General features: G+C 64.8%; 20 protein-coding genes and 1 tRNA gene. 7 read left to right on the top strand and 14 right to left on the bottom strand.

Annotated elements, in window-relative coordinates; all coding sequences use genetic code 11:
• Positions 1–63 precede the first annotated feature (63 nt).
• Entirely contained in the window at positions 64–1,032 is a 969-nt protein-coding gene (locus AC6A67_RS09605) for a magnesium and cobalt transport protein CorA (RefSeq protein WP_498036335.1), read from the top strand.
• Between the two features lie 4 nt (positions 1,033–1,036).
• Here AC6A67_RS09605 and AC6A67_RS09600 read toward each other — a convergent pair whose 3' ends face one another.
• Positions 1,037–1,396, bottom strand: a complete 360-nt coding sequence (locus tag AC6A67_RS09600) for a DMT family protein (protein ID WP_498036334.1) — start codon at positions 1,394–1,396, stop codon at positions 1,037–1,039.
• 110 nt (positions 1,397–1,506) lie between these two features.
• Here AC6A67_RS09600 and mepA point away from each other — a divergent pair, with 110 nt between their 5' ends.
• Positions 1,507–2,454 (top strand): penicillin-insensitive murein endopeptidase, encoded by a 948-nt coding sequence (gene mepA / locus AC6A67_RS09595; RefSeq protein ID WP_498036333.1) that lies wholly within the window; start codon positions 1,507–1,509, stop codon positions 2,452–2,454.
• Between the two features lie 562 nt (positions 2,455–3,016).
• Here mepA and msrA read toward each other — a convergent pair.
• From msrA to AC6A67_RS09570, 5 genes are all read right to left on the bottom strand, one after another.
• Positions 3,017–3,667 (bottom strand): peptide-methionine (S)-S-oxide reductase MsrA, encoded by a 651-nt coding sequence (gene msrA / locus AC6A67_RS09590; RefSeq protein WP_498036332.1) that lies wholly within the window; start codon positions 3,665–3,667, stop codon positions 3,017–3,019.
• A gap of 177 nt (positions 3,668–3,844) precedes the next feature.
• On the bottom strand, positions 3,845–4,588 hold the full coding sequence (locus tag AC6A67_RS09585; RefSeq protein ID WP_498036331.1) for a hypothetical protein: 744 nt from the start codon (positions 4,586–4,588) through the stop codon (positions 3,845–3,847).
• Between the two features lie 300 nt (positions 4,589–4,888).
• On the bottom strand, positions 4,889–5,203 hold the full coding sequence (locus AC6A67_RS09580; RefSeq protein ID WP_498036330.1) for an XRE family transcriptional regulator: 315 nt from the start codon (positions 5,201–5,203) through the stop codon (positions 4,889–4,891).
• Between the two features lie 2 nt (positions 5,204–5,205).
• Positions 5,206–6,021 carry a meso-2,3-butanediol dehydrogenase gene (gene budC, locus AC6A67_RS09575; RefSeq protein WP_498036329.1) on the bottom strand — a complete coding sequence of 272 codons (816 nt, stop codon included), beginning with the start codon at positions 6,019–6,021 and terminating at the stop codon, positions 5,206–5,208.
• 248 nt (positions 6,022–6,269) lie between these two features.
• Positions 6,270–6,515: a hypothetical protein gene (locus tag AC6A67_RS09570; RefSeq protein WP_498036328.1), complete on the bottom strand. Its 246-nt coding sequence runs from the start codon at positions 6,513–6,515 to the stop codon at positions 6,270–6,272.
• A 530-nt stretch (positions 6,516–7,045) separates the two neighbouring features.
• Between AC6A67_RS09570 and AC6A67_RS09565 the strand changes: the two genes are divergently transcribed.
• From AC6A67_RS09565 to AC6A67_RS09555, 3 genes are all read left to right on the top strand, one after another.
• Positions 7,046–8,278 (top strand): MFS transporter, encoded by a 1,233-nt coding sequence (locus tag AC6A67_RS09565; RefSeq protein ID WP_498036327.1) that lies wholly within the window; start codon positions 7,046–7,048, stop codon positions 8,276–8,278.
• 293 nt (positions 8,279–8,571) lie between these two features.
• Complete coding sequence (locus AC6A67_RS09560; protein ID WP_498036326.1) at positions 8,572–9,807, top strand: adenylate/guanylate cyclase domain-containing protein; 1,236 nt, start codon at positions 8,572–8,574, stop codon at positions 9,805–9,807.
• Positions 9,808–10,277: 470 nt separating this feature from the next.
• Positions 10,278–11,141 carry a DUF4238 domain-containing protein gene (locus AC6A67_RS09555; protein ID WP_498036325.1) on the top strand — a complete coding sequence of 288 codons (864 nt, stop codon included), beginning with the start codon at positions 10,278–10,280 and terminating at the stop codon, positions 11,139–11,141.
• Between the two features lie 836 nt (positions 11,142–11,977).
• Here AC6A67_RS09555 and AC6A67_RS09550 read toward each other — a convergent pair.
• A tRNA-Ile gene (locus AC6A67_RS09550) sits at positions 11,978–12,053 on the bottom strand.
• Positions 12,054–12,308: 255 nt separating this feature from the next.
• Between AC6A67_RS09550 and AC6A67_RS09545 the strand changes: the two genes are divergently transcribed.
• Entirely contained in the window at positions 12,309–12,812 is a 504-nt protein-coding gene (locus AC6A67_RS09545) for a pyridoxamine 5'-phosphate oxidase family protein (protein ID WP_498036324.1), read from the top strand.
• A 101-nt stretch (positions 12,813–12,913) separates the two neighbouring features.
• Here AC6A67_RS09545 and AC6A67_RS09540 read toward each other — a convergent pair whose 3' ends face one another.
• The 5 genes from AC6A67_RS09540 to AC6A67_RS09520 form a co-directional block, all read right to left on the bottom strand.
• Positions 12,914–13,708, bottom strand: a complete 795-nt coding sequence (locus AC6A67_RS09540) for an ABC transporter ATP-binding protein (protein WP_498036323.1) — start codon at positions 13,706–13,708, stop codon at positions 12,914–12,916.
• On the bottom strand, positions 13,705–14,490 hold the full coding sequence (locus tag AC6A67_RS09535; protein WP_498036322.1) for an ABC transporter permease: 786 nt from the start codon (positions 14,488–14,490) through the stop codon (positions 13,705–13,707). The genes AC6A67_RS09540 and AC6A67_RS09535 overlap by 4 nt, the downstream gene beginning before the upstream one ends.
• A gap of 193 nt (positions 14,491–14,683) precedes the next feature.
• The gene (locus AC6A67_RS09530) at positions 14,684–15,703 is read right to left on the bottom strand and encodes an ABC transporter substrate-binding protein (protein ID WP_498036321.1); all 1,020 of its coding nucleotides are present in this window, start codon (positions 15,701–15,703) and stop codon (positions 14,684–14,686) included.
• A gap of 50 nt (positions 15,704–15,753) precedes the next feature.
• A complete protein-coding gene (locus AC6A67_RS09525) occupies positions 15,754–16,920 on the bottom strand; it encodes an amidase (RefSeq protein WP_498036320.1) in 1,167 nt (388 codons plus the stop codon).
• A gap of 440 nt (positions 16,921–17,360) precedes the next feature.
• Complete coding sequence (locus tag AC6A67_RS09520) at positions 17,361–18,059, bottom strand: TetR/AcrR family transcriptional regulator (protein ID WP_498036319.1); 699 nt, start codon at positions 18,057–18,059, stop codon at positions 17,361–17,363.
• Positions 18,060–18,375: 316 nt separating this feature from the next.
• On the opposite strand from AC6A67_RS09520, the gene AC6A67_RS09515 reads away from it, so the two are divergent.
• Positions 18,376–19,575, top strand: a complete 1,200-nt coding sequence (locus tag AC6A67_RS09515; RefSeq protein WP_498036318.1) for an ABC transporter substrate-binding protein — start codon at positions 18,376–18,378, stop codon at positions 19,573–19,575.
• A 110-nt stretch (positions 19,576–19,685) separates the two neighbouring features.
• Here the strand turns inward: AC6A67_RS09515 and AC6A67_RS09510 are convergent, their stop codons facing one another.
• Both AC6A67_RS09510 and AC6A67_RS09505 read right to left on the bottom strand, forming a co-directional pair.
• A complete protein-coding gene (locus AC6A67_RS09510; protein ID WP_498036341.1) occupies positions 19,686–20,555 on the bottom strand; it encodes a metal ABC transporter substrate-binding protein in 870 nt (289 codons plus the stop codon).
• 346 nt (positions 20,556–20,901) lie between these two features.
• A complete protein-coding gene (locus AC6A67_RS09505) occupies positions 20,902–22,236 on the bottom strand; it encodes a carbohydrate porin (protein ID WP_498036317.1) in 1,335 nt (444 codons plus the stop codon).
• Positions 22,237–22,466 lie beyond the last annotated feature (230 nt).

The following is a 22,466-nucleotide window of genomic DNA, read 5'->3' as shown; positions in this document are numbered from 1 at the left end:
GCGCCGGTTCGGCGCAGTGTGGCGGCGCATCGGGCGGGGGCATGATGTGAGTAAAGGGCCGGCATGACTGTCGTTGCAGCTGTTCTGTATCGTAACGGCCACCCGGTGATGCCGGTGTCACTGGACCAGCCGCCGCCCTGCGCCGACGACCAGTCGGAATTCGTCTGGATTGGCCTGCACGAGCCCAGCGACGACGAGCTGCAGCTGCTGGAGCAGAATTACGGCCTGCATCCGCTCGCTGTTGAAGACGCCCTCAAGGCCCACCAATTGCCCAAGGTCGAAGTGTACGACGAGCAGTTGTTCGTTGTGGCCAAGACGGCGCATATGGAGGGCGACCGCATCGCCTATGGCGAAACGGCGATCTTCCTCAATCGCAATTACATCATCAGCGTGCGCCACGGTTCAGCCCGGGCGCACACCGAGCTGCGCCACCTGCTGGAGGCGGCGCCGACCCAGCTGGCCCAGGGCGCCGATTACGTGCTGCACGCCATCTTCGATTTCATCGTCGACGGCTATCTGCCGATCATCGAGGACATCGAAGACGAGGTGCTGTCCACCGAGCAGCACATGCTCGACGCTTTCCTCTCCCGCGATGAGATCAGCCAGCTGTTCCGCACCCGCCGCGAGCTGATCCGCTTTCAGCGCGTGCTCGGACCGATGCTCGACGTCAGCAACAAGCTGAGCAATTTCGAGATGCCGGGCATTGATCCGGCGGCGCGGCCGTATTTCCGCGACGTGCATGACCACGTGCGGCGCGTCGAAAGCCGGGTCAGCGGCCTGCGCGAGATTCTGACCTCGGTGTTCGAGGCGAGCAATCTGCTGGAGCAGCAACGCCAGAGCGCCATTACCCGGCAACTGGCGGCCTGGGCCGCCATTCTCGCCGTGCCAACGGCGATCGCCGGCATTTACGGCATGAATTTCCGCAATATGCCGGAGCTGCAGACCGCCTATGGCTACTATGTCGTGCTCGGCGCCATCGCCATCGTCTGCGGCGGGCTCTACGCCCATTTCAAACGGGTGCAGTGGCTGTAACAGCTCACGAGGACAGCGGGCCGCGGAAGATGAACAGCGCGCCGATGGCGATCAGGCCAAAGCCCACCAGATGGTTGAGGGTGAAGCGCTCGCCCAGCACGGTGATCGAGAAAATGGCGAACACCGACAGGGAAATCACTTCCTGAATGGTTTTCAGCTCGGCCGTGCTATACACCGCGTGACCGATGCGGTTGGCTGGCACCGCAAGGCAATATTCCAGCAGCGCGATCCCCCAGGACACCAGGATCACCGTGGTCAGCGCCACGCCGGGGAATTTCAGGTGGCCATACCAGGCCACGGTCATGAAGACGTTGGACGCAACCAGCAGCAGGATGGGCAGAACATGGGGCGACAGCAGGCTCATCTGGGCCTCTCCAGCAAGTGACGCCCTGCGTTACGCTTTCGCAACCAAGGGCGCAATCACCTGGGCCAGCTGCGGTTGTTTGCGTGCTTTGACTGTGACACCCTCCGGGCATGTGGAAGCAGCTGATTTGCCTGGCAGTCGCCGGGACCACCCTCACCGGATCCGCTTTTGTGGGGTCGATGCTGGCTGCGGGGCCGGCCGGCGCGCAGGAGAATGCGCGTCAGGAGGCCAGCCGGCGCGCCGCTGCGATCAAATCGCTGCCGCCAGACGCCGCCCGCCGCCTGTTCGGCCAGGTCAACAGCGCAGCGCCGGGCCAGGCTGAAACCATCGGCTTTTACTCGCGCGGCTGCTATTCCGGCGGCCTGCAAATGCCGGCGACGGGGCCAAGCTGGCAGATGATGCGGTTGTCGCGCAATCGCAATTGGGGCACGCCGCGCCTGACCAAATTTCTGCAGGGCTTTTCGGCCCAGGCCGCCCAGGTCACCGGCTGGCGCGGCATTCTGATCGGCGATCTGTCACAGCCGCGCGGCGGCCCGATGCTCACCGGCCACGCCTCGCATCAATTGGGCATCGAGGCCGACATCTGGCTGCGGCCGATGACCGACAGGGTGTTCTCGCACGCTGAACGCGAAGAGGTGTCATCCACCAATCTGGTGCGGCCTGACCGGCTCGACGTCGACCCGCGGGTGTACACCGATAGCCATTTCAACCTGATCCGTCTGGCGGCGAGCAATCCGCAGGTGGAGCGCGTCTTCGTCAATCCGGCGATCAAAAAAGCGCTATGCCGTGACGCAGGCAGCGACCGGGCCTGGCTGCGCAAGGTGCGCCCGACCTGGGGGCACAATTATCATTTCCATATCCGCCTCAGCTGCGGCGGCTCTTCGACCTGCCGCACCCAGGCGCCGCCGCCGCCCGGCGATGGCTGCGGCGAGCAGCTGGCGTGGTGGTTCAAGCCCGAAGTGCTGCACCCCAAACCGCGTCCGCCCGGCAAGCCGCCACGGCCGCTCACCCTCGCAGACCTCCCGCCTGCCTGCACGGCGGTGCTGAATGCGCGCTAAGAACAGAACCCGATGCGCATGACCCATCGGCTTCTGGCCAAACCCGTGCGGCGAGCGGACATCATCAACGCTCACCCACCACATCATGCCCGTGCTTGTCACGGGCATCCACGTCCTGGCGCCTGTTCAGGCGGCATCGCCGCAGGGGCGTGTGACGGGAGCAAGGTTGCGCCGCGACGCCAGCGATAAGCAGAAAAAGTCGTGGATGCCCGCGACGAGCGCGGGCATAACGGCGGTGCTTAACTCCCCCTAACAGCTGAAGCCAGCGAGCATGACCCATCCGCTGCTGGTCAAGCCCATGCGGCGACTGCGCATAATCGACGCTCACCCACCACGTCATGCCCGTGCTTGTCACGGGCATCCACGTCCTGGCGCCAGTTCTGGCGGCATCGCCATCGCAGCAGGAGCGCGTGACGGGAGCAAAGTTGCTCCGCGACGCTAACTATGAGCAGCAAAAGTCGTGGATGCCCGCGACGAGCGCGGGCATGACGGCGGAGATTGGTGGTGCGGGCGGGCACTGGCGGGCGAGCCGGCGGGCGGGCTACGGCGGCCGCGGTCGCCGCTATTCAGCCGCCACGCCGGTTCCGCGCTGGCACGCCACGCCGACGCCGCCAATGCCGCAATAGCCGCCGGGATTTTTGGCGAGATATTGCTGGTGGTAGTCTTCGGCGTAATAGAACGGCGACGCGGGCGCGATTTCTGTGGTGATCGGCCCGAAGCCAGCGGCGGACAGCGAGGCCTGATAGGCGTCGCGTACGCGCCGGGCGATGGCGAGCAGTTGCGGATCGCCATAGATCGCCGAGCGATATTGTGTGCCGACGTCATTGCCCTGGCGCATGCCCTGGGTGGGGTCGTGGTTCTCGAAGAACACCGCCAGCAACTCCTCGGTGGACAGCCGCTGCGGGTCATAGACCGCCAACACCACCTCGGTGTGGCCGGTTTGGCCGGAGCAGACCTCTTCGTAAGTGGGATTCGGCGTCTGGCCGCCGGCATAGCCAACCGCTGTCACTTCGACGCCCGGCGTGTTCCAGATCAGCCGCTCGGCGCCCCAGAAACAACCCATGCCAAGCTGGAGCTGGGCAAGACCAGGCCATGGCCCATGCAACGGCCGGTCGTTGACAAAGTGGCGTCCGGTGGTGAGCAGCGGCTGCTCCCGGCCCGGCAGCGCCTCGCCTGGCCCCGGCAGAGTGGTCTTCTTGCGTCCAAAGAACATGGTCATCTCCTGCTGCATGGGCGCAGGCGCGCCGTTCAATCAAGAACCGATAGCAAGGCATTATATGGGGATGCGCGCCAGCCACGCCACCTCGGCGCAAGCTGCGACCCGCCACATCGGCAGCTGGCCCGATCAGGGAAGGCGCCAGGCCCATGGCCCGCGCCTGCGTAGCGCCGCCTACGGCGCCCGCGCCAGACGCCGCATCAGCTCCTTGCCCGGCGTGGCGGCGCGCGGCGCCGGAGCGAGGCGTCCGGCAGCGTCACAGGGCGTGGCCAGCACCCGCCGCACCTGGTCCTCACGCACCAGCTCCAGCCGCCAGACGCTGACGTCGCCGTCGTCCGCCGCGCCGCCCTGATCCCAGCCGACGCGCCAGAGCACTGTCGGCGCGCCCAGCCGGTCGGCGAAACTGGCTGCGTCGTCGGCGAGCACGATCGGCGTCAGCCCATGGCGTCGCCATTGTCGCGCCAGCTGCAATGGATGCGCCAGGCGGCGGGCGCGACGGGCGTCGAGCGCCGCCGTCAGCATCTGCTGCTCGCGCAGCCACTGCGGCGCGAAGGTCGGCCGCTTCGCCCAATCCAGCTCGATGCGCTGCACCTGCTCTGCCGCCGCGCCGCCATTTTCTGGCGCGGCGGCCCCGCAGGCCTCCGGTTCACACAACAGGTCGCGCGGCGGTCCTATCCACAGCGCGGGGCGGCGCGAGCGCGCCAGAAAGCCCAGCGCAAATTGCGCCACCGCCACCTGATCACGCCGCGCAGAGGCAGCGTCCACGTCGCAATCGCCCTCGCGACGCAGCGGTTCGATCATATGGGCGACCCCTGGCGTTACGCCGCCATCGGCCAGCACATTGTCCAGCTCCGGCAGGCCGAACAGCGCCGGTCGACCCAACGCGCGCAGGCTACTGGCATCGCCTTTGATCGCCAACCCGGACGCTCCCGCCAACATCGTCCATCACCGCGCCCATAGCCGCGCGCCGCTCAAAATTGCCCTGCGCCCTTTCGCAGGACCTCATAAGAAGCCCACGAACCACGGCGCCCGACGCTCTGTCTTGTTCACTATTTGTTCAATGCACTGACTTGTCAATCGACCTTCGCCGACGCCGCCGGAATTTCGTGGATGGGTGGGCAGGCGCAGCGACGCCGGTCGCGTCGCACCCTGCCATTCACCCCTCACCGCGCATGCCTGGCCCTTCGCCCCCGGACCTCAGGCAGCCGGTGACTTGCCTCAGCCAGGCACGTCATCGTCGCCCACGGCCCCACCCTCATTTTCCCAGCTGGAGACGCGGCGCGAGGTGGTGGCGGTGAAGCGCAGGCGCACGCCGACGCCCATATCGCTTTCGGCGATGAAATGGGCGCCGAACTGCTCGAGCGCCGCCTGCAGCGCCAGCAGACCGGGCCGGTCTGGCGGCATCGAGCCTGCCTCAAACAGTTCGATGGCGCGCGGCGGCAGGCCAGCGCGACGGGCCAATACGGCGACGCTGATCTGGGTCAGCGCCCGGGCGGCGGCGCATTGCGGCCCGGTGATTGTGTCCTGTTCCATGGTCAAGCTCCCGCAGGGGCCGCGCCGCCGACGCGGATTTCGCCCGTCAGCATGCGCGTGAAATTGGGCTGGCCGGTCGCTGCGGTCAGCCCGCCATCCACCACCAGCGACGCGCCCGTGACATAGGATGCCGCTGGCGAGGCGAGGAAATAAATCACCTCAGCGATCTCCGCTGGCCGGGCCATCCGCCCAAGCGCGATGGCGTCGAGATAGCCCTGGGCGACGGCAGGCGTCTCCCGCAATTGCGCCGACAGCGGCGTCTCCACCAGCCCTGGGCAGATGGCGTTGACGCGGACGCCCTCGCCGCCATGATCCAGCGCCATCGCTTTGGTCAGATTGATCACCGCCGCCTTGGAGGCGTTATAGGCGGCGAAACCATGGTCGCCGCCCGTGCCGGAGATTGAGGAGACATTGACGATGGCCCCGCGGCGCGCGATGAGGTGCGGCAGCGCCGCGCGGCTGGCGAAGAACACGCCATCGACATTCACCGCAAACACCTTGCGCCATTTCTCGTCGCTGAGCCGGTCGACATGGCCGAAGCCGCCGATGCCGGCGTTATTGACCAGCACGTCGAGCCCGCCGAAATGCGCCACAGCCTGTGCGACAGCGGCGTCGACCGCGCCCGACGCCGTCACATCTGCGACGACTGGCAGAGCCCGCTCCGCCGCATCGCCCAGCGCCGCGTGCTGGCGCTGCAAGGCCTCTGCGTCGCGATCAACCAGCGCCACCCGATCGCCCGCCGCCAGAAAGCGTTCCGCGGTCGCGGCGCCAATACCGGAGGCTGCGCCGGTGATCAAAACAACCCTGCCGCCTGTCATGCGTATCTCCCATCCCTGGCGCCAGACGCGAAGTCGGCGCGCGCCCCCCGCGCCTTGTTGTGGCGCTGCCTGGCGCATCCTGCCCGCTATCTGCGGTGGGCTCAAATGGCGATGGGCACAGCCGTGAGGCGGGCGGCCATGAGGCGCAATCCGCTCGGGAGCCAGGTCCGGCGCCGGAGATCGCGAGGGTCGAAGCAGATGCGGCGCGTCAGCAGCCCGCAGATGCACACGGGCCAGGCATCACCCGATCAGAGCCGCGCCAGCACCCGCGCCACGCCAGCCCCGACCAGCGCGCCAGCGACAAGCCCGCCGCCTGCAGCCGCCATCGACCAGAATGATGAGACGAAACTGTCGCCCTCGATCAGATTGAACGCCAGCGCGGCAAGCCCACAGCCGAGGCCGATCAGCGCGCCAAGGCGTTCACGGCCCTTGAGGCCGATCACCACGCCGACAATGAAACTGGCGATGAGCCAGATGCCCCACAGGCGTAGCATTAGGTGCTCCTGATCGCCGGTCGTCTGTCGTATTTCGGGGGGAAGTTAGGGGTCTGCGCCGGACCCGGCAAGGGGGGCTTCAGGTCGCGCCCAAGGGTCGGAGTAAGGCTGGACGTCCAGGCGGCGCGGCAAGAGAGTCTCCCGGCGGCAAGGGCGTCGCCCGCTGGATTGCGGCGTAGCATTTTACAACCGGGTCATTCGTTAATCGCATGGCGCCTGAACGACAGGCGCTATAGGATAATTTTTCACGCAGACCGCCCACGGTAAAATGACCTTGCACGACCCTCGTTTCGGCGCCTGCGCCAGACGCAGCGTCTGGCCTCACCGGCTCCTTGTCCAGCGGGCGGCGCCACCGGGGCGGGCAGACCGATGACGCCAGGGGCGGGGCGGGCTGCCGTCGGGTGGGGCCCGACTGCGGGACGTGCAGATGCGGGCAGCGGCGGCGCATGCGCTGCAGCAGAAGATGATCGACCAACAGCGCCGATGACGGCGCACAGAACGACGAAACGTCGCGCAGGACAGGGGCAGGAATGAGCGAGATTGATGGCGCCGTCGCGTGGCGGCGGCTGGTGGTCGCGATGCTGCTGAGCATGATCGGCGGCGTCGGCATGTGGTCGGTGGTGGTCGCCATGCCCGCCGTGCAGGCGGAGTTCGGCATTGATCGCGCCGCTGCGGCCCTGCCCTTCACCCTGTCCATGCTGGGTTTTGGCGTAGGAGGCGTGCTGTTCGGCCGCGTCGTCGACCGCATCGGCGTGGCGACGCCGCTGGCGCTGGGCGCGCTGCTAATGGGGCTTGGCTATGTCGCCACCGCCTTCATGCCCGGCATCATCAGCTTCGCCATCGTGTTTGGGCTGTGCATCGGCATTGGCTCCTCCGCCTGTTTCGGCCCCCTGGTGGCTGACATCTCCTGCTGGTTCCTCAAGCGGCGCGGCCTTGCGGTGGCTCTATGCGCCTCCGGCAATTATCTGGCGGGCGCCTTCTGGCCGCCGGTGGTCGAGCGGTCGATCGCCATGTGGGGCTGGCGCGCCACCCATATTGGCATCGCCATTTTCTGCGTCGCCACCATGCTGCCGCTCACTTTGCTGCTGCGGCGGCGGGCCCCGGCTGAGGCGGTGACCCTCAACGCCAGCGGCGCCGCCGTGCAGAATTACGCCAGCCCGGAACAGGCGCTTGGCGTCAGCCCTGGCCGCCTGCAGACCTTGCTGGCGGTGGCGGGCATCGGCTGTTGCGTCGCCATGGCGATGCCGCAGGTGCACATCGTCGCCTATTGCGGCGACCTGGGTTATGGCGTGGCGCGCGGCGCCGAAATGCTGTCGCTGATGCTGGCCTGCGGCATTATCAGCCGCATTGCCTGCGGTTATATCGCCGACCGCATCGGCGGGCTTGGCGTGCTGTTTCTCAGCTCCATCGCCCAGGGCTCGGCGCTGGCGCTGTATCTGATGTTCAACAGCCTGCCGTCGCTCTATGTGATCTCGGCGCTGTTCGGCCTGTTCCAGGGCGGGCTGGTGCCGAGCTACGCCATCATCGTCCGCGAGTATTTCCCGGTGAAGGAAGCCGGCGGCCGCGTTGGCCTGCTGATCCTCGCCACGGTGATCGGCATGGCGCTGGGCGGCTGGATGTCGGGCCGCATCTTCGACCTCACCGGCTCTTACCAGATGGCGTTCCTGAACGGCATTGTCTTCAATCTGCTCAATGGCGGCATCGTGCTGTTCCTGTTGTTGCGCCTGCGCGGCCAGCGACCGCCCGCCTTCGCCCGCGCCTGAGACGCGCGCCGCCGCACGCGCTGGTGAATAGCGGCGGCGTCGCCTTTGCGGCAAAACCCGCTATCCTTGCGGGGCGCCGTCGGGGGCGCGTGCGAGTTTAGCCGGCCGGGCGTCGTCAGACGACAGGGCCGGCCTGTGGCCTGAAATTCGCCACGCCCCTGCGCCATCACGGGCGACGGCTGCGACGCGTCAATCATGCGCCAGCGGCGCAAGGCGGGAGACTGGCGACAGATGCAGCTGAACGCGACCATCGACACCCCGACCCTGCGCAACCTTGCCCGCGCGCGCCGCCCATGAGCACGACGGTCACCATTGACCCGGTGGAAGTGGCCAGGCGCCGGCCGCAAGGCGGCGCAATCTGGCTGGAGCTGGACCAGGAATCCCTTGCCCAGGGCCTGGCCATCCGCGACTGGCTGCTCACTGATGGGCGCACCGCCGGCGATCTGCGGGTGATCGTCGCCGGCCTGTGCGAGCGCCTCGCCGCCGCCAGCGTGCCCGTTGAGCGCGCCATGCTGGTGCTGCAGACCCTGCGGGCCGAACAGGCCGCCCAGGTGATGGAGTGGAACAAGGCGGAGGGCCTTGAGGCTGAGGCGATCGATTACAGCGCGCTGTCGGACAAGACCTATGAGGAGAGCCCCTTCGCCGCCGTGCATCGCTCGGGCGAAGATCTTTCTTTCCGCCTCGCCGAAGTGGCTGACGATTTGTTCCCGGTGGTGAAGGACCTCAGGGCGTGCGGCTACACCCATTATTTCTGCACGCCCCTGGTGTTCGCCAATGGCCGGCTGAACGGCATGAGCTTCTCCACGCGCGCGCCCGATGGCTATCGTGACCGCGATCTGACCATGCTGCGCGCCCTGACGCCGACGATTGAGGCGGTGCTGGAAATCTACGCGGGCTATGATTCCGTCCACGAGCTGTTGCGCACCTACATTGGCGATGAGCCGCACAAGCTGGTGCTCGATGGCGACGTCAGGCGCGGCCAGGTCACCCGCATCCGCTCGGCCATCCTGTTCGCCGATATGCGTGATTACACCCAGCGTTCATCGTCGATGACGCCGGAGCAGACCGTCGATCTGCTCAACGCCTATTTCGACTGCATCGTGCCGCCGATCGAGCGCGAGGGCGGCGAGGTGCTGAAATATCTCGGCGACGGCCTGCTGGCGATCTTTCGCGATCGCGGCGACGACGCCGGCAGCGCCGCCCAGGCGGCCCTCGACGCCGCCCACGGCGCCCTTGCGCAACTCGCCATCTGGAACGCCCAACATCCAGACCAGGCCATCGCCGCCGGCATCGCTTTGCACCATGGCGAGGCGGCCTATGGCAATGTCGGCTCCGGCGCGCGGCTGGATTTCACCGTCATCGGCCGCGACGTCAACCTCGCCAGCCGCCTCGCGGGGCTCAACCGGGTGCTGGGCGAGCCGCTGATCATGTCCGGCGCGCTGACCAACCAGCTGTGGGGCATCCACGAACTGATCGGCTCCTTCGCGCTCAAGGGCATCCCCGACGAGGTGAAGGTGTATCGGCCGTGAGGGGGCGAGCTGTCTAAGGGATCGCCCCTAGGCGCGCGATATCCGCGCAGGTGTGAAGCGTCAAACCCTGCCCAGAAACAGCCCTCGGCGCCAGGCTCTGGCGCGACCGCGCGCGACAAGCCACAAGGTCTTACAAGTACCCTCACTCAGAACACCCATAGCAGAATAGTCTTCACGAAATCCCCTCCATCGACATGATGAACACCACAGAAAATAACATCGGAAAATTACATATTTAATATGATCTATTTTTAATCCTCAAACACCCCATCTTGACATCAGCAATTTAATTAGCGTTTTGCTGGATGCTGTGGGTCAATACGAGCGTTCTGTGAATTGCCTTATGGCTGTACTCTACCCGCAACAGACAGCAACAGCCGTTTTCCGTGGATCGAGCGACACAGTGTCGACTGGCGCGCTATCGTGAGGCAACGTTCCGCAGACTACGTTCAGATCAAAGATGGGAGCTGATGAGTAAGAAAGGTGATCATCATTACGTCTCTCAGTTTCATCTGCGCAACTGGGAGCTAGCAGATGGGCTAATCACGCAGTGGAGCCGCATCGCATACAACGGCAAACTGGTTTCCAAACGGGTAACTTCCGCTGCCACTGCCTATGCCCCAGGTCTCTACTTGCTTGAACACGTGAACGATGAAGAGGCGCAACAGATTGAGACCAAGATTCTCGGGGAGATCGAAACCCAGGCTGCGCCGGTACTAGACAAGCTGATAAGCCTAGGACCGGAAAGGCTGACCGTTAGCGAGCGCTACGGGTGGACTGTCTACCTCATCGCCTCACTGCTGCGTGTCCCCCACATTGTGGAGAAGGTAAAGGCAGAAGCGAGTGAACGGATCAAGCATGACCTGTCGCAAGAAATTCCTGAGTACACTGCCGTTAAGGGCGATGCCCCAGAAACTACACTCTATGAGTGGGCGTTGAAGAACGCTTCGGCTAGTGTTGCCAATTCAGGACTCAGCATACTCGTCCGCCTGCTGAGAAGCGACAAGGCCGCCGAGCGCATAAAAAACCTGCACTGGTTGGTGAGGGATGTTTCATCGGCATCCAGGCGACTACTATTTGGTGACAATCCGTTCGAGCGAGTGGGCGATCTTTACAAGCGCCGCACCGCCATCTCGTTACCCTTGTCTCCGACGCACCTTTTCATCGCCAGTGATGCGCCGGATATCATTGAGCACTTTGGTCGAATGCCCGCTCGCGATGTGATCAAGGCGAACAACCAATCGACACTGATAAATGCGAAGAAATTCGTTTACGGCGAAGCCCAGCCGGCGTTCATCGATCGGTACCTGCTACAGGATCAACTGAGCACATAGGCGCGAAAATCATCCCGTCCCTGTCGCGCTTGGAGAGTTCGTGATCCTCATTATTCTCTGCGTAGTTGTCGCCCCCTAGTAAGCGCCTTCCAGGTCCAGAGGCAAATCGCCGATTCTCTCGGGGCACTTGCGGTTATCGTCGTCAGCATCGTCACATCCCCCAACCATTACTTGGCACAGGATACTGATCGTGCTCATAGCTCGACAGAGGAATACCCTGCGTTTCCCGTCAGTGTTCGATTCCGCCAGTCCGCACTTCCTCTACTTTCTCTACTTTCTCTACTTTCTCTTCGGGAATTCTAACCAATCTTCATGCCGTAAAGGCAGTGTTAGGAGCGCTCTCATGGACCTCTCCAGTACCATCTACAGCCCTCGTATCCGGTTAGTTTAAACCGCAACGGCCGACACTCCACCAAGCGTCGAAGTATATCTGTACTCTATTCTTCTAACGTTGAATTTTTACTTGCTATCGCAGGTGGAGCCTAAGGCTTCATCGGGACACGAACTCCTGCTACTTTCCCGTTTCACACGCGATTAGATTACCCAAATTCGAGTTCAAACGCCCATCGCATCGGCTGCGGGACTCAAACCCACTACCCGTGGCACCCGAATAGGCTCAAAATAATTGAGTCAGTTCAAGCAATTGATTCGATAACCGAATCGGCAGCTGAGTTGGTATCAAAAAGCGGTTGCCTTGATCTGACACCAACAAGAGTACCAACATGCGCTTTTGCTGGGTGTCCAGAGCCTTCCCATGCCGACCAGAGATTACTGATTTCATTGAGAAATCCGTGGCGCCCCCCCCTAGGATACATGAGACGCCTTGGGACCGAATTTGGTGGGCCCGGCAGGACTCGAACCTGCAACCAGACCGTTATGAGCGGTCGGCTCTAACCATTGAGCTACAGGCCCTCTCCAGATCGACGGCGCGCCAAAGTCATGCGGCTCATCGCGGAATCAGGGTGTCGCCACCGGGGGCATAGATGCCACGGCGGCGTGATCGCAGCAAGGTGGGCGGCGGCGTTGATGGCGACGTTTCAAGGTCGGTCGGCGTTGGGCGTCGGCGCAGGTCTGGCGGGCGCTGATCGCCGGCGGGGCGCCTGCCACGGCGCCCGGCGGAACCACGGCATGCGCCCGCACGTTGCTCTCCTAAAGGGAGACTGCGACATGAAAGATCATGGCCATGACGCCATTAGCGCTGAAGAGACGACCCGCCGCATCTGGGCCATCGCGCAAGACATCAAGGTATGTATGTTCACCACCTGGAATGGTGAGGCCCAGCGAAGCCGGCCCATGCACGCCCGCTTCGACGACGCCACAGGCGCGGTTTACTTTTTGACCGATGAGATTGGTGATCTGAATACGGAGATTGCGGCCTTCCCGACGGTCTCACTGGCCTGGGCCGACAATGGCGCCTACAAATATGCAGTGGTGTCCGGGCAGGCGGCGCTAAGCAATGACCGCGCCAAAATCGCCGCCCTGTTCTCCCCGGTCGACAAGGCCTGGTGGGACGACGCCAACGATCCCAGCATCCGCCTGATCACGGTCACGCCTGAGCATGGCGAGGTGTGGGACAGCCCTGGCCGCATCGTCGCCAGCGCCAAAATGCTGGTGGCGGCGCTCACCGGGGGCAAACCCGACATGGGCGTCAATGCCGAGGTGAAACTCTGATCCCAGGTCGCGGAGATGCTGACGCATCCGCGTCCTGAAATGCTCAGGCGCCGCGCGGGCTTGGCCAGACCCCGATGAGTCACGCTCATCGGGGTCTGGTATTACTTGTTGACCTCGCGCTGGAACACCTCAAGCGTATGGCGCTTGGTCTCGATGAACTCCGGCAAGGTGAGCGTTTCTACAGAACGCGGCCGTGCGGCGGTGAAGTCGATGAGCTCGGATACCTTTGTCGGACGCTTGGTCAGCAGCAGCACCACATCGGCGAGAAACACCGCTTCTTCGAGGTCATGGGAGACAAGCACCATGGTGGTGCCGGTTTCCATGAAGATCTGCTGCAGCTTGTCTCGGATGAACAGCGTCATCTCATAGTCGAGCGCCGAAAACGGCTCGTCGAGAAACAGCACCTCCGGCTCGGTGATCAGGGCGCGCATGATGCACACCAGCTGCTGCTGCCCGCCGGACAGCTCGTAGGGAAAGCGGTTGAGGTCGAACTTGATGTCGAAGGCGGCGATGATCTTCTGGACCCGCGCCTCGATCTCGCCCTTCGGCATATTCCCCAGCGACAGCGGGTAACGAATATTGTCGATGGCCCGCTTCCATGGAAACAGCGCGTCGCGATAGTTCTGGAAGACATAGCCGATGTTGGTCTCGCGGCTGGTCTTGCCGTCGAACAGCACCTCGCCGCCATCAATCGGCGTCAGGCCGGCGATCATGTTGATCAACGTCGACTTGCCGCAGCCGTTGGGGCCAAAGATCGTCATGATCTTGTTGCGGGGGATATCGAGGTCGAAGTTCTCATACAGCGGGCCATTGCCAAAATACTTGGTCAGGCCACGGACGGTGATGGCGGGCCAGCTGCGCTGGTCGCGGCGAACAGTTGCAGACGACATGATCATGAGCGGCCGCTCCAGTGCACGATCTTCTTGTCGATGAGCAGGAAGACGAGGTTGAGGACATAGCCGAGCACGCCGGCGGCGAGGATGGAGGCGTACATTTCGCGCACATTCATGATCTGCTGCGCATTGATGATGCGCTGGCCGAGGCCATCGTCAGAGCCCATGAACATTTCGGCCACCACCACAATGACTAGCGCCATGGAGATGCCGTTACGCAGGCCGATGAAGGTTTGCGGCAGACTCTCCCACAGCAGCACGTCGCGGAAAATCTGGAAGCGGTTGGCCCCCATCACCGAGGCCGCCATGATGCGCGTGCGCTTGGCGTTCATCACGCCATAGGCGCTGTTGAACAGGATCACCAGGAATGCGGCGAACGCGGCGATGGCGATCTTGTTGAAGTCCGAGATGCCGAAGATCAGCATGAACAGCGGGATCAGCGCGCTGGACGGGGTCGAGCGGAAGAAGTCGATCAGAAACTCGACGCTGCGATACACCTTCTCGGACGATCCCAGCGCCACGCCCAGCGGCACGCCGATGGCGGTGGCGATCAGGAACGCCTGAATGGTGCGGCTCAGCGTCATCATGAAGTCGCCGAAGATGGCGCCGCTGACGATGGTGGCGCCCAGATGCTCAAGCGTGGTCAGCGGCCCGGGCAGCAGCACCGGGCTGATCACCTTGCTCTGCACCAGAATGCCCCAGGCGGCGATGAGGATGGCCGGGCCAACCAGCGGCAGCCAGGTGCGGCTGTTAAGGCGGAATGTCTTTTGCGCGCGCGGCGTCATGTGGGTCCCCCTGGGGCGGGCTGGCGGCGGCGGGCCTTAAGGCGGCGTCGCCAGCGGCGGCGGGTCGATCGGGGCATGCCCCAGGCGTTCGCGGCGCAGGCGGCGTCGCGCTGCCCTGAGCCAGCGGCCCAGGCGCCAATGGAGCGGGGAGCTGGCCAGAGGGCGCAAGGGCGCCGCCTGGCCCTGCAATGCGTTACAGCTTCAGCGCCATGCCGGCGGCGTTGAGCTTCTGCGGCACCACCTTGCGCTCGTAGAACACGTCAAACAGCTTCTGCATGGCGGCCCAGTCCGCCTCCGACATCTCGGAGGTCATGCGATAGCCGGAGACCGGCACATCGCGCAGCAGATCGTCGTCGATCGGCGTGTAGCCCTTCAGATACTGGTTGGCCTCGATGCCAGCCTTGCGCACGTAATCCACGCCCCTGGCGTAGCCGGCGACAATCGCCTTCGCCGCTTCGGGATTGGCCTTGACGAAGGCGCCCGACAGCGAGGCCGCGCCGCCCAGCCAGGGCGCCTTCGCGTCGCCCAGCACATACTTTGACACCACCGCCGTCTCGATGACCTTGGAGATGCCCTTGTTGTGACCGATCACGGCGGTCGGCTCCAGCACATACGCGCCGTCGATCTGCCCTGCCGCCACGGCAGGCAGGATCTGCGCCCCTGGCAGCTCGGTCACCTTGGGGTTGGGGATGCCGGCGGCTTCAAGGATCGCCTTGGCCAGCGTGACATTGTTTACGCCCGGGCCGCAGGCAAAGCGCTTGCCAGCCAGTTCCTTGACCGAGGTGATCGGGCTGTCCTTCGGCACGATAATACGGTCGAGGACATAATCGGCATTGGCGAAGTTCTGGCAGAACAGGCGGATCGAGCCAGGGTCCTGGGCATCGCCAAGCGCCAGCGCCGTGGAGGCGGTGCCAGTGGCGGAGCCGTCGATGCGGCCCGAAATCAGCGCCTCGACCACCTGGTTGGGGCCAGCGAAGCGCACCGCTTCCACATCAACGCCGGCGTCGGCGAAATAGCCCTTCTCAAGTGCGGCGAAGAAAGCGAGGCCGCCAGCGATCGGCCAATAGCCGATCTTGGCCTTGGGCCGCGACTGGGCGATGGCCGGCATGGCGAGCGTGGCGCCAGCGATGGCGGCGCCGCCGAGAAACAGTCGACGGCTGACGCCGGCGCTGGCGAGAATGGTGGGGCGCTTGAACGTGTTCTGCTCAGACATTGTGAAGCTTCCCTGGCAATAGAACGGATTAGTGGCGCAAGCCTGCGACGTCAGGCGGCGGGCAGCAGGCGCGCGGCGATGTCCAGCAGCCGCTCGTCCTGGCCGCGCGGCGCGATGAGCGACAGGCCAAGCGGGCAGCGATCGATCTCGCCGAGCGGCAGGGAGATCTGCGGCAGGCCGGCGTGGCCAGCGAGGCACAGCAACTCGAGGCAGCGGGCGCGGAAGGCCTCGATCTCCGGCCCTGGCGTGCCGCGCAGCGGCGCGGCCCCTGGCGCAGTCGGCAGGATCAGCACGCCGTCATCACCCAACAGCGCCTCAAGGCGATCACGGACGTCAGCGCGCAGAGCCTTTGCCGCAGCAATCTCATCGGCGCCGATGAGCGGCGCGCCGGCGAAGCGCTCGCGGATGCCAGGGCCAAATTCCGGCCGCGTCGCCTCGACCCAGGCGCCGTGCGCCTGCCAGACCTCACTGGCCTGCAGCACGCGAAACACGTTGCGCCAGGCGGGCAGTTGCCCATCGGCGACCACCACCGGCGTGGCGTCGGGGAAGTGCATCAGGGCAGCGGACAGCGCCGCAGTGACCCCTGCGCCCGCAGCCGCAAACATGTCTGTGGCGAGCAGAAAGCGCGACGGGCTGGCCGGGGCTCGCCATGTGTCGAACAGCACGGCGGCGACGCGCTGCATCATGACGCCATCGCGGGCGAACCAGCCGACGCTGTCATAGCTGGGGGCCAGCGGCACGGCGCCTGAAATATCGATGCGGCCATGGCTGGGACGCATGCCAAGCACACCGCAATAACTGGCCGGCAAACGAACTGAGCCGCCCGTATCGGAGCCAATGGTGAAATCTGCCTGGCCGGCTGCGGCGATCACCGCCGATCCGGACGACGAGCCGCCGGGAATCCGGTCTGGCGCCGCCGGATTGACCGGCGTGCCGTAGTGATGGTTCTCGCCATTGAGGCTCCACGCCATCTCGTCGGTGTGGGTCTTGCCGATCAGCGTCGCGCCAGCGCCCAGCAGACGGCTCACGACGGGGGCGCTGGACGTCGGCGTCTCGTGGCTGGCCAGCCACGCGGGGCTGCCAGCGCCGGTCGGGACGCCGGCCACGTCAAAGAAATCCTTCACCACGAAGCGCAGCCCGGCCAGCGGGCCTGCTTCGGCGCCGGCGATGGTGATCTGACCGTGCGGCACGATCGCGTTGAACCGATCCTCAACCATGTAACTGAAGGCCCCTCGCCCAGATGTGACGGGCGCCGCAAGCACGGAGCAACCCGGCTTGCGACGACCTGGAGGCGCGACGGTCCGGTCCAGGAAACCGCGTTTGATATGCGGTTCACCGGGTTGGTCCTGCGACGCTCTCTCCGAAAGCAAGTAAATACTTGCATCGGAAAATCGCAGCAGCAAGAGAGGCTTGCGCCAAATGTTGAGCGTTTCTGACTAAAATTTATGCGAGACGACGCGCTGAATTTGGGCGCCGACGCCGCCTGGGCGCCATGCAGCGGCGATGCTTATGCGCAGCGCCTGGCCAGGCGCTGCAGCACGCAGTGGCTGGCGAATGCCGACATTTAACCAACGTGTTAGTAACGGCCCGACGCAGGGCCCCAACCGCTGGTCGCCACGAGCGCATTTTGGGTCAGCGGCGCAACATAGCCTGGCGCTCAGCCAGCACCATGATGGGCGTGCAGCGCTAATGTGGGCATGGCGGGCTCAGGCGTCACCAGATAGCCCAGCACCAGCTGCATCACCTGTTCGCGGCGATGCTGCTGCCAGTCTGGATCGCTGAAATCAAAGCGAAACATGGCGGACAGCGTGTGCTTTTGCGCGCAATGGGTCATGCACAATCCGAGCACGGTCAGATAGAGATCCATGGCGGTCATTGGCCGCCGGAAGGCGCCAGACTGCAGGCCACGGGCCAAAAGATCGCTCAGCGCCTCAACCAGTGGATTGGCCGTATCTGAGACGGACTGTAGCCGGCGAATGAATTTGCCTTCCATCAGATTCTCGTTGCGCACGATGGCGACGAAATCAGGATTATCGCGCAGATAATCAAAGGTGAAGCCGATCAGCCGCCGCATGCCGTCCATCGGCTCCAGCGCCGACAGCTGCAATTGCTGCTCATGGCTACGGATGCGCACATAGATCGCCTCCAGCGCCGCCAGATACAGCCCCTCCTTGTCGCCGAAATAGCGGTAGATCATCTGCACATTGCAGGCCGAGGCGCGGGCGATCTGATCGATGCGGGCCCCGGCGTAGCCCTCAAGGGCAAAGGCGTTTTGCGCGGCTTCCAGAATACGCCGGCGCGTCGCTTCGGCGTCGCGACGGCGGCCGCGTCCTTGCGGCGCTGGTGCGCTGGTCATCGGTTCACTCCCCCGCAGGCGCGCCAGAATCGGGAGCCCCCGTCGCTGGCGACGCTGGCGCCGAGGGGCGTGGCCCGTCTGGCGCCATGTCTGCCATCAAAATCGCATCGCGAGGCGCCTGCTCACAAGCACAGGCAGCGCCAGCCGTCGTCAGCGGCGCCGCAAATTCAGGCGCCAACCGCGGAGTGGCCACATGGACCTGGCGTGCAGGCGTGGCTGCGCCACCCCTCAAACTGCCTATTTGATATAACGCGTTATAGACATATGCTGGCAGCGACGCCGCCGCTCAAAGGCTGCGCAATCGGGGGAGAAACCCATGCAGGGTATCACGAAAATCGCCATGCTGGCGGCGGCCTGTCTATGGATGACGCCGCTCGCCGCCCAGCCCAAATACGACCAGGGCGCCAGCCAGAGCGAAATCCGCATCGGCCAGACCGTGCCCTATAGCGGCCCGGCCTCGCACGCCGGCGTGGTCGGGCGCATCCAGACCGCCTATTTCGACATGTTGAACCAGCAGGGCGGCATCAACGGGCGCAAGGTCAATCTGATCAGCCTCGACGACCATTACAGCCCGCCCAAGACGGTGGAGGCCACGCGCAAGCTGGTGGAGCAGGAGGGCGTGCTCGCCACCTTCTACTCTGTCGGCACCGCCGCGCAGAATGCGGTGCAGCGCTACCTCGCCAGCAAGAAGGTGCCGCAGCTGATGGTGGGCTCCGGCGCCGCCAAATGGAACAACCCCAAGGAGTTCCCGTGGTCGACGCCGTCGCTGGCGCTGTACTCCACCGAGGGACGGGTGTTCGGCAAATGGCTGCTGCGCAACCGGCCTGACGCGAAGGTGGCGATCCTGATGCAGAATGACGATGTCGGCCGCGACTTCGTCAGCGCCTTCCGCGCCGCCCTTGGCGACAAGGCGAAGACCATGATCGTCGCCGAGGCGAGCTATGACTTCACCGATCCCACCGTCGACTCACAGATGGTCAAGCTCGCCGCATCGGGCGCAGACGTGTTCTTCAATATCTCGATCGGCAAATATGCCTCGCAATCGATGAAGAAGGTCGGCGAACTCAACTGGAACGCCACCCATTACATCATCAGCCCCTCGGCCAACGCCATGCTGATGAAGGCGGCGGGCGAAGGCGGCCTGAAGGGCGCCATCTCGCTGCAGTCCAACAAGCGCGTCGGCAGCCCGGTGTGGAAGGATGATCCGGATGTGCGCGCCTATGAGGCGTTCCGCGCCAAAAACACCCCCACCGTACACGCGGGCGATGACGCCGGCTTTTATGCTTATGCTGGCGCGGTGCTGCTGGCGGACATTCTGAAAGAGTGCGGCGACAATCTCACCCGCGAGAATCTGATGCGCATCGCCACCAATCTCAAGGGCAAGCGCACGGTCTATATGCTGCCAGGCCTGACGCTGGCGGTGACGCCCGACAATTACGAGCCGGTCAACACCTTCTACCTGGCGACCTATGACGGCGCCGACTGGAAGCTGCCGCCTGAGCCATTCAAGGAGTAATACCAGAACCTGTGCGGCGCCTGAGCATTGCAGGATGCGGATGCGTCAGCATCTTCGCATCCTGGTATAAGCCTCGCGGCGCCTGGCGCGCTGCGCCAGGCGCCCTCGCCTTATTGGCCGCCCTTCAGCCCCTTTGCGATCGTGCCGGCGGTGACGCCCAGCAGATCGAGATAGGTCGGCACCGCACCATCCGGGCCGGAGAGCGAATCCACATAGAGCACGCCGCCATAGCGGGCGCCGGTTTCACGCGCCACCTGTTTGGCCGGGCGATCCGACACCGTGCTCTCCGAGAACACCGCTGGCGCCTTATGGGCGCGCACCGCGTCGATCACCTTGCGCACCTGCTGCGGCGTGCCCTGCTGGTCGGCGTTGATCGGCCACAGATACAGCTCCTTCAGGCCGAAATCGCGCGCCAGATAAGAGAATGCGCCCTCTGACGTCACCAGCCAGCGCTGCGCCTCCGGGACTGACTGCAATTCGGCGCGGATCGGCTCAATCGCCGCCTTGATGCGGTTCTTGTAGTTCTCGGCGTTGCTCTGGTAGATCGCCGCATTTTTCGGATCATGTTTCGCCAGCGCGTCGCGGATATTGTCGACATAGATCAGCGCCGCAGCCGGCGACATCCAGGCGTGCGGGTTGGGTTTGCCGCTATAGGGGCCCTCGCCGATGCCCATGGGCTCGACGCCCGCCGAGACCACCACCTCTGGCGCGCCGCCGAGCTTGCGGATGAATTTGTCAAACCACAGCTCGAGGTTAAGGCCGTTGCGCAGCACCAGCCTGGCGTCCATGGCGCGCTCAATGTCGCCTGGCGTCGGTTGGTAATTGTGGATCTCGGCGTCCGGCCGGGTGATGGATTCAACGATCGCCGCATCACCGGCGACATTGCGCGCCATGTCAGCCAGCACCGTAAAGGTGGTGACGACCTTGAATTTCTCCGGCTGCTCCGCCGCCTTTGCCGGCGCGGCGAATGGCAGCGCCATAGCGAGGCCGAGGCCGAGACCGAGGCCGGCGAGCGCCCCCAGTACATGTCGTCGGTTGGCTGCTGTGTTCTGTCGCATTGTGTTGTCCCTGATCCCCGCCAGCCACGCTGACGCCAATGTGGTGGGCGTCGACGTTGCATGCAAGTGCAAATGATTTGCAATTTGTACGCGCACTGCGTGCTGGCTCTGTTATTTTTGAGACGCGGTCACCAAAGGTGGCGGCGCGCATGCAATGGGTTGATGTGAGGTCACCCTTGTCGGACGACCGATGAATGACGGCTGCTGGCCACGCCTTTCGCTGGCGATCCGGCCTTGCTGCCGGCGGTGGGTGCGTGTCGCAGCCGGGTCAGAAGCCTGCTTGGGCGCGCAGGCCGAACACCGCCACATCGCGCAGGCGGCGGCCCGGGCGATGCTCGTCCTGCATGCCGCCGCCTGGCCGCACGAAATATTGCACAAACGGCTGGGCGGTGACGCCGTCGTGCAATTGCAGGCGCCACGAGGCTTCTGCGATGAGCGAGGAACCGCGCAAGGCGACGTGGTGATCCGGCGCCAGCTCCACAGCGCCGCGACGGCTAATGCGGGCGTAAGCCAGGCCGAGGCCGATCACGTCATCGCTGCGTCCGGCGATCAGGCCCTTCAAAGAGACGCCGCCGTCTGCATAGAGCTCAATCGAGGGCGAACGGCTGGCGTTGGCCCGCCAGATCCTGCCGAACACGCGGGCTTCGGCGTCATTGGCGCCGCGCCACACCGTCTGCTCCACCACCGCATAGATGGCGTTGCCGGTCCGGCGCGCGGCGTGCTCCTCCAGCCAGCCGAGCTGGCGCATGTCACGCGACGATGGCGCGCTGCGCCAGGCGCCAAATTTGATGGCGCCTGGCAGGCCGGCGATGCTGTGTTCATGGCCAACCTCAGCCATGACGAAGGAGCCATGCCGGAAATTCAGCGCCGCGCCGCGCCGGTTCCAGTGGCCGCTATGCCATGGGCTGCCGCTATAGGCGCCCAATTGCACCGTCCAGCCTGCGGCCGGTTTGACGGCGATTTCGACGCCTGGCGCCGGCGCCGGGTAGGGAGGGCCGCCGCCTGGCAGATTGTAGCCATTGATCGCCGCCCAGCCGAAGGTCGGGTTCACCAGAACCTCCGCTGGCCCGGCGAAACCGAAGCTGTCGTCCACCGACATCTGGCCGATCTTGACGGTCAGCCGGTCATCAAGAAACGATTGTTTCAGATAGACATCGGCCAGTCTTGCCGTCGGCCCCGCCTGAATATTGGTCAACGGCCCAAGCCCGCCGCTCTCCCGCTCGCCAGGGGCCTTGCCGCCGATCAAAAACACGCCCATGCGCAGGCTCGCGCCGCGCCAGCCGACCAGCGTCGCCAGGTTCAGATCGGCCCCGGCCTTCACCAGCGTCGCCGCGCCGCCACGGCTGCGCTGGCCGTCCGAGACGCCGATCAGATCCGCCGTCGCCAGGAAATAGGGCGTCACGCCGCTGTCGGCGAGCCGCGCCAGCACCGGCAGTGAGGCCTGCGCGCCCTGCCCTGTCTGCGCCCCGGTCTGAGACGCTGGCGGCCCTTCGGCCCAGGCTCTGGTCGCGGTGAACAGCATCACCGCGCCGCAGGCCGCCGCCATGCCAGCGCAAAGTCTTGCGGCGTAGCGGCCAACGCCTGGCGTTGGCCGCACGCCCACGCCTGTAGCCCGCCCTGCATCTGCCGACCCGTGCGCCCTCTGGCCAGGCGGCAGGAGATCTCCAGGCGCGCGGGACTGCCCCAGACCCACGCCCCGTCCAACATTTTGCGACATCGCTCGCACCTCTTCAGCGCGCCACCCCATGTGACAACGTTTGCATCGCCGTCACAACAACACGATGTCAGACGCACTTGCAACTCGTTTGCAAGTGCAAACTTTGTGCGGCGATG

It is taken from the genome of Camelimonas sp. FR25, assembly GCF_059740505.1.
Note: the sequence above shows the minus strand (reverse complement) of the source record. Positions and strands in the feature narration are given on the sequence as shown.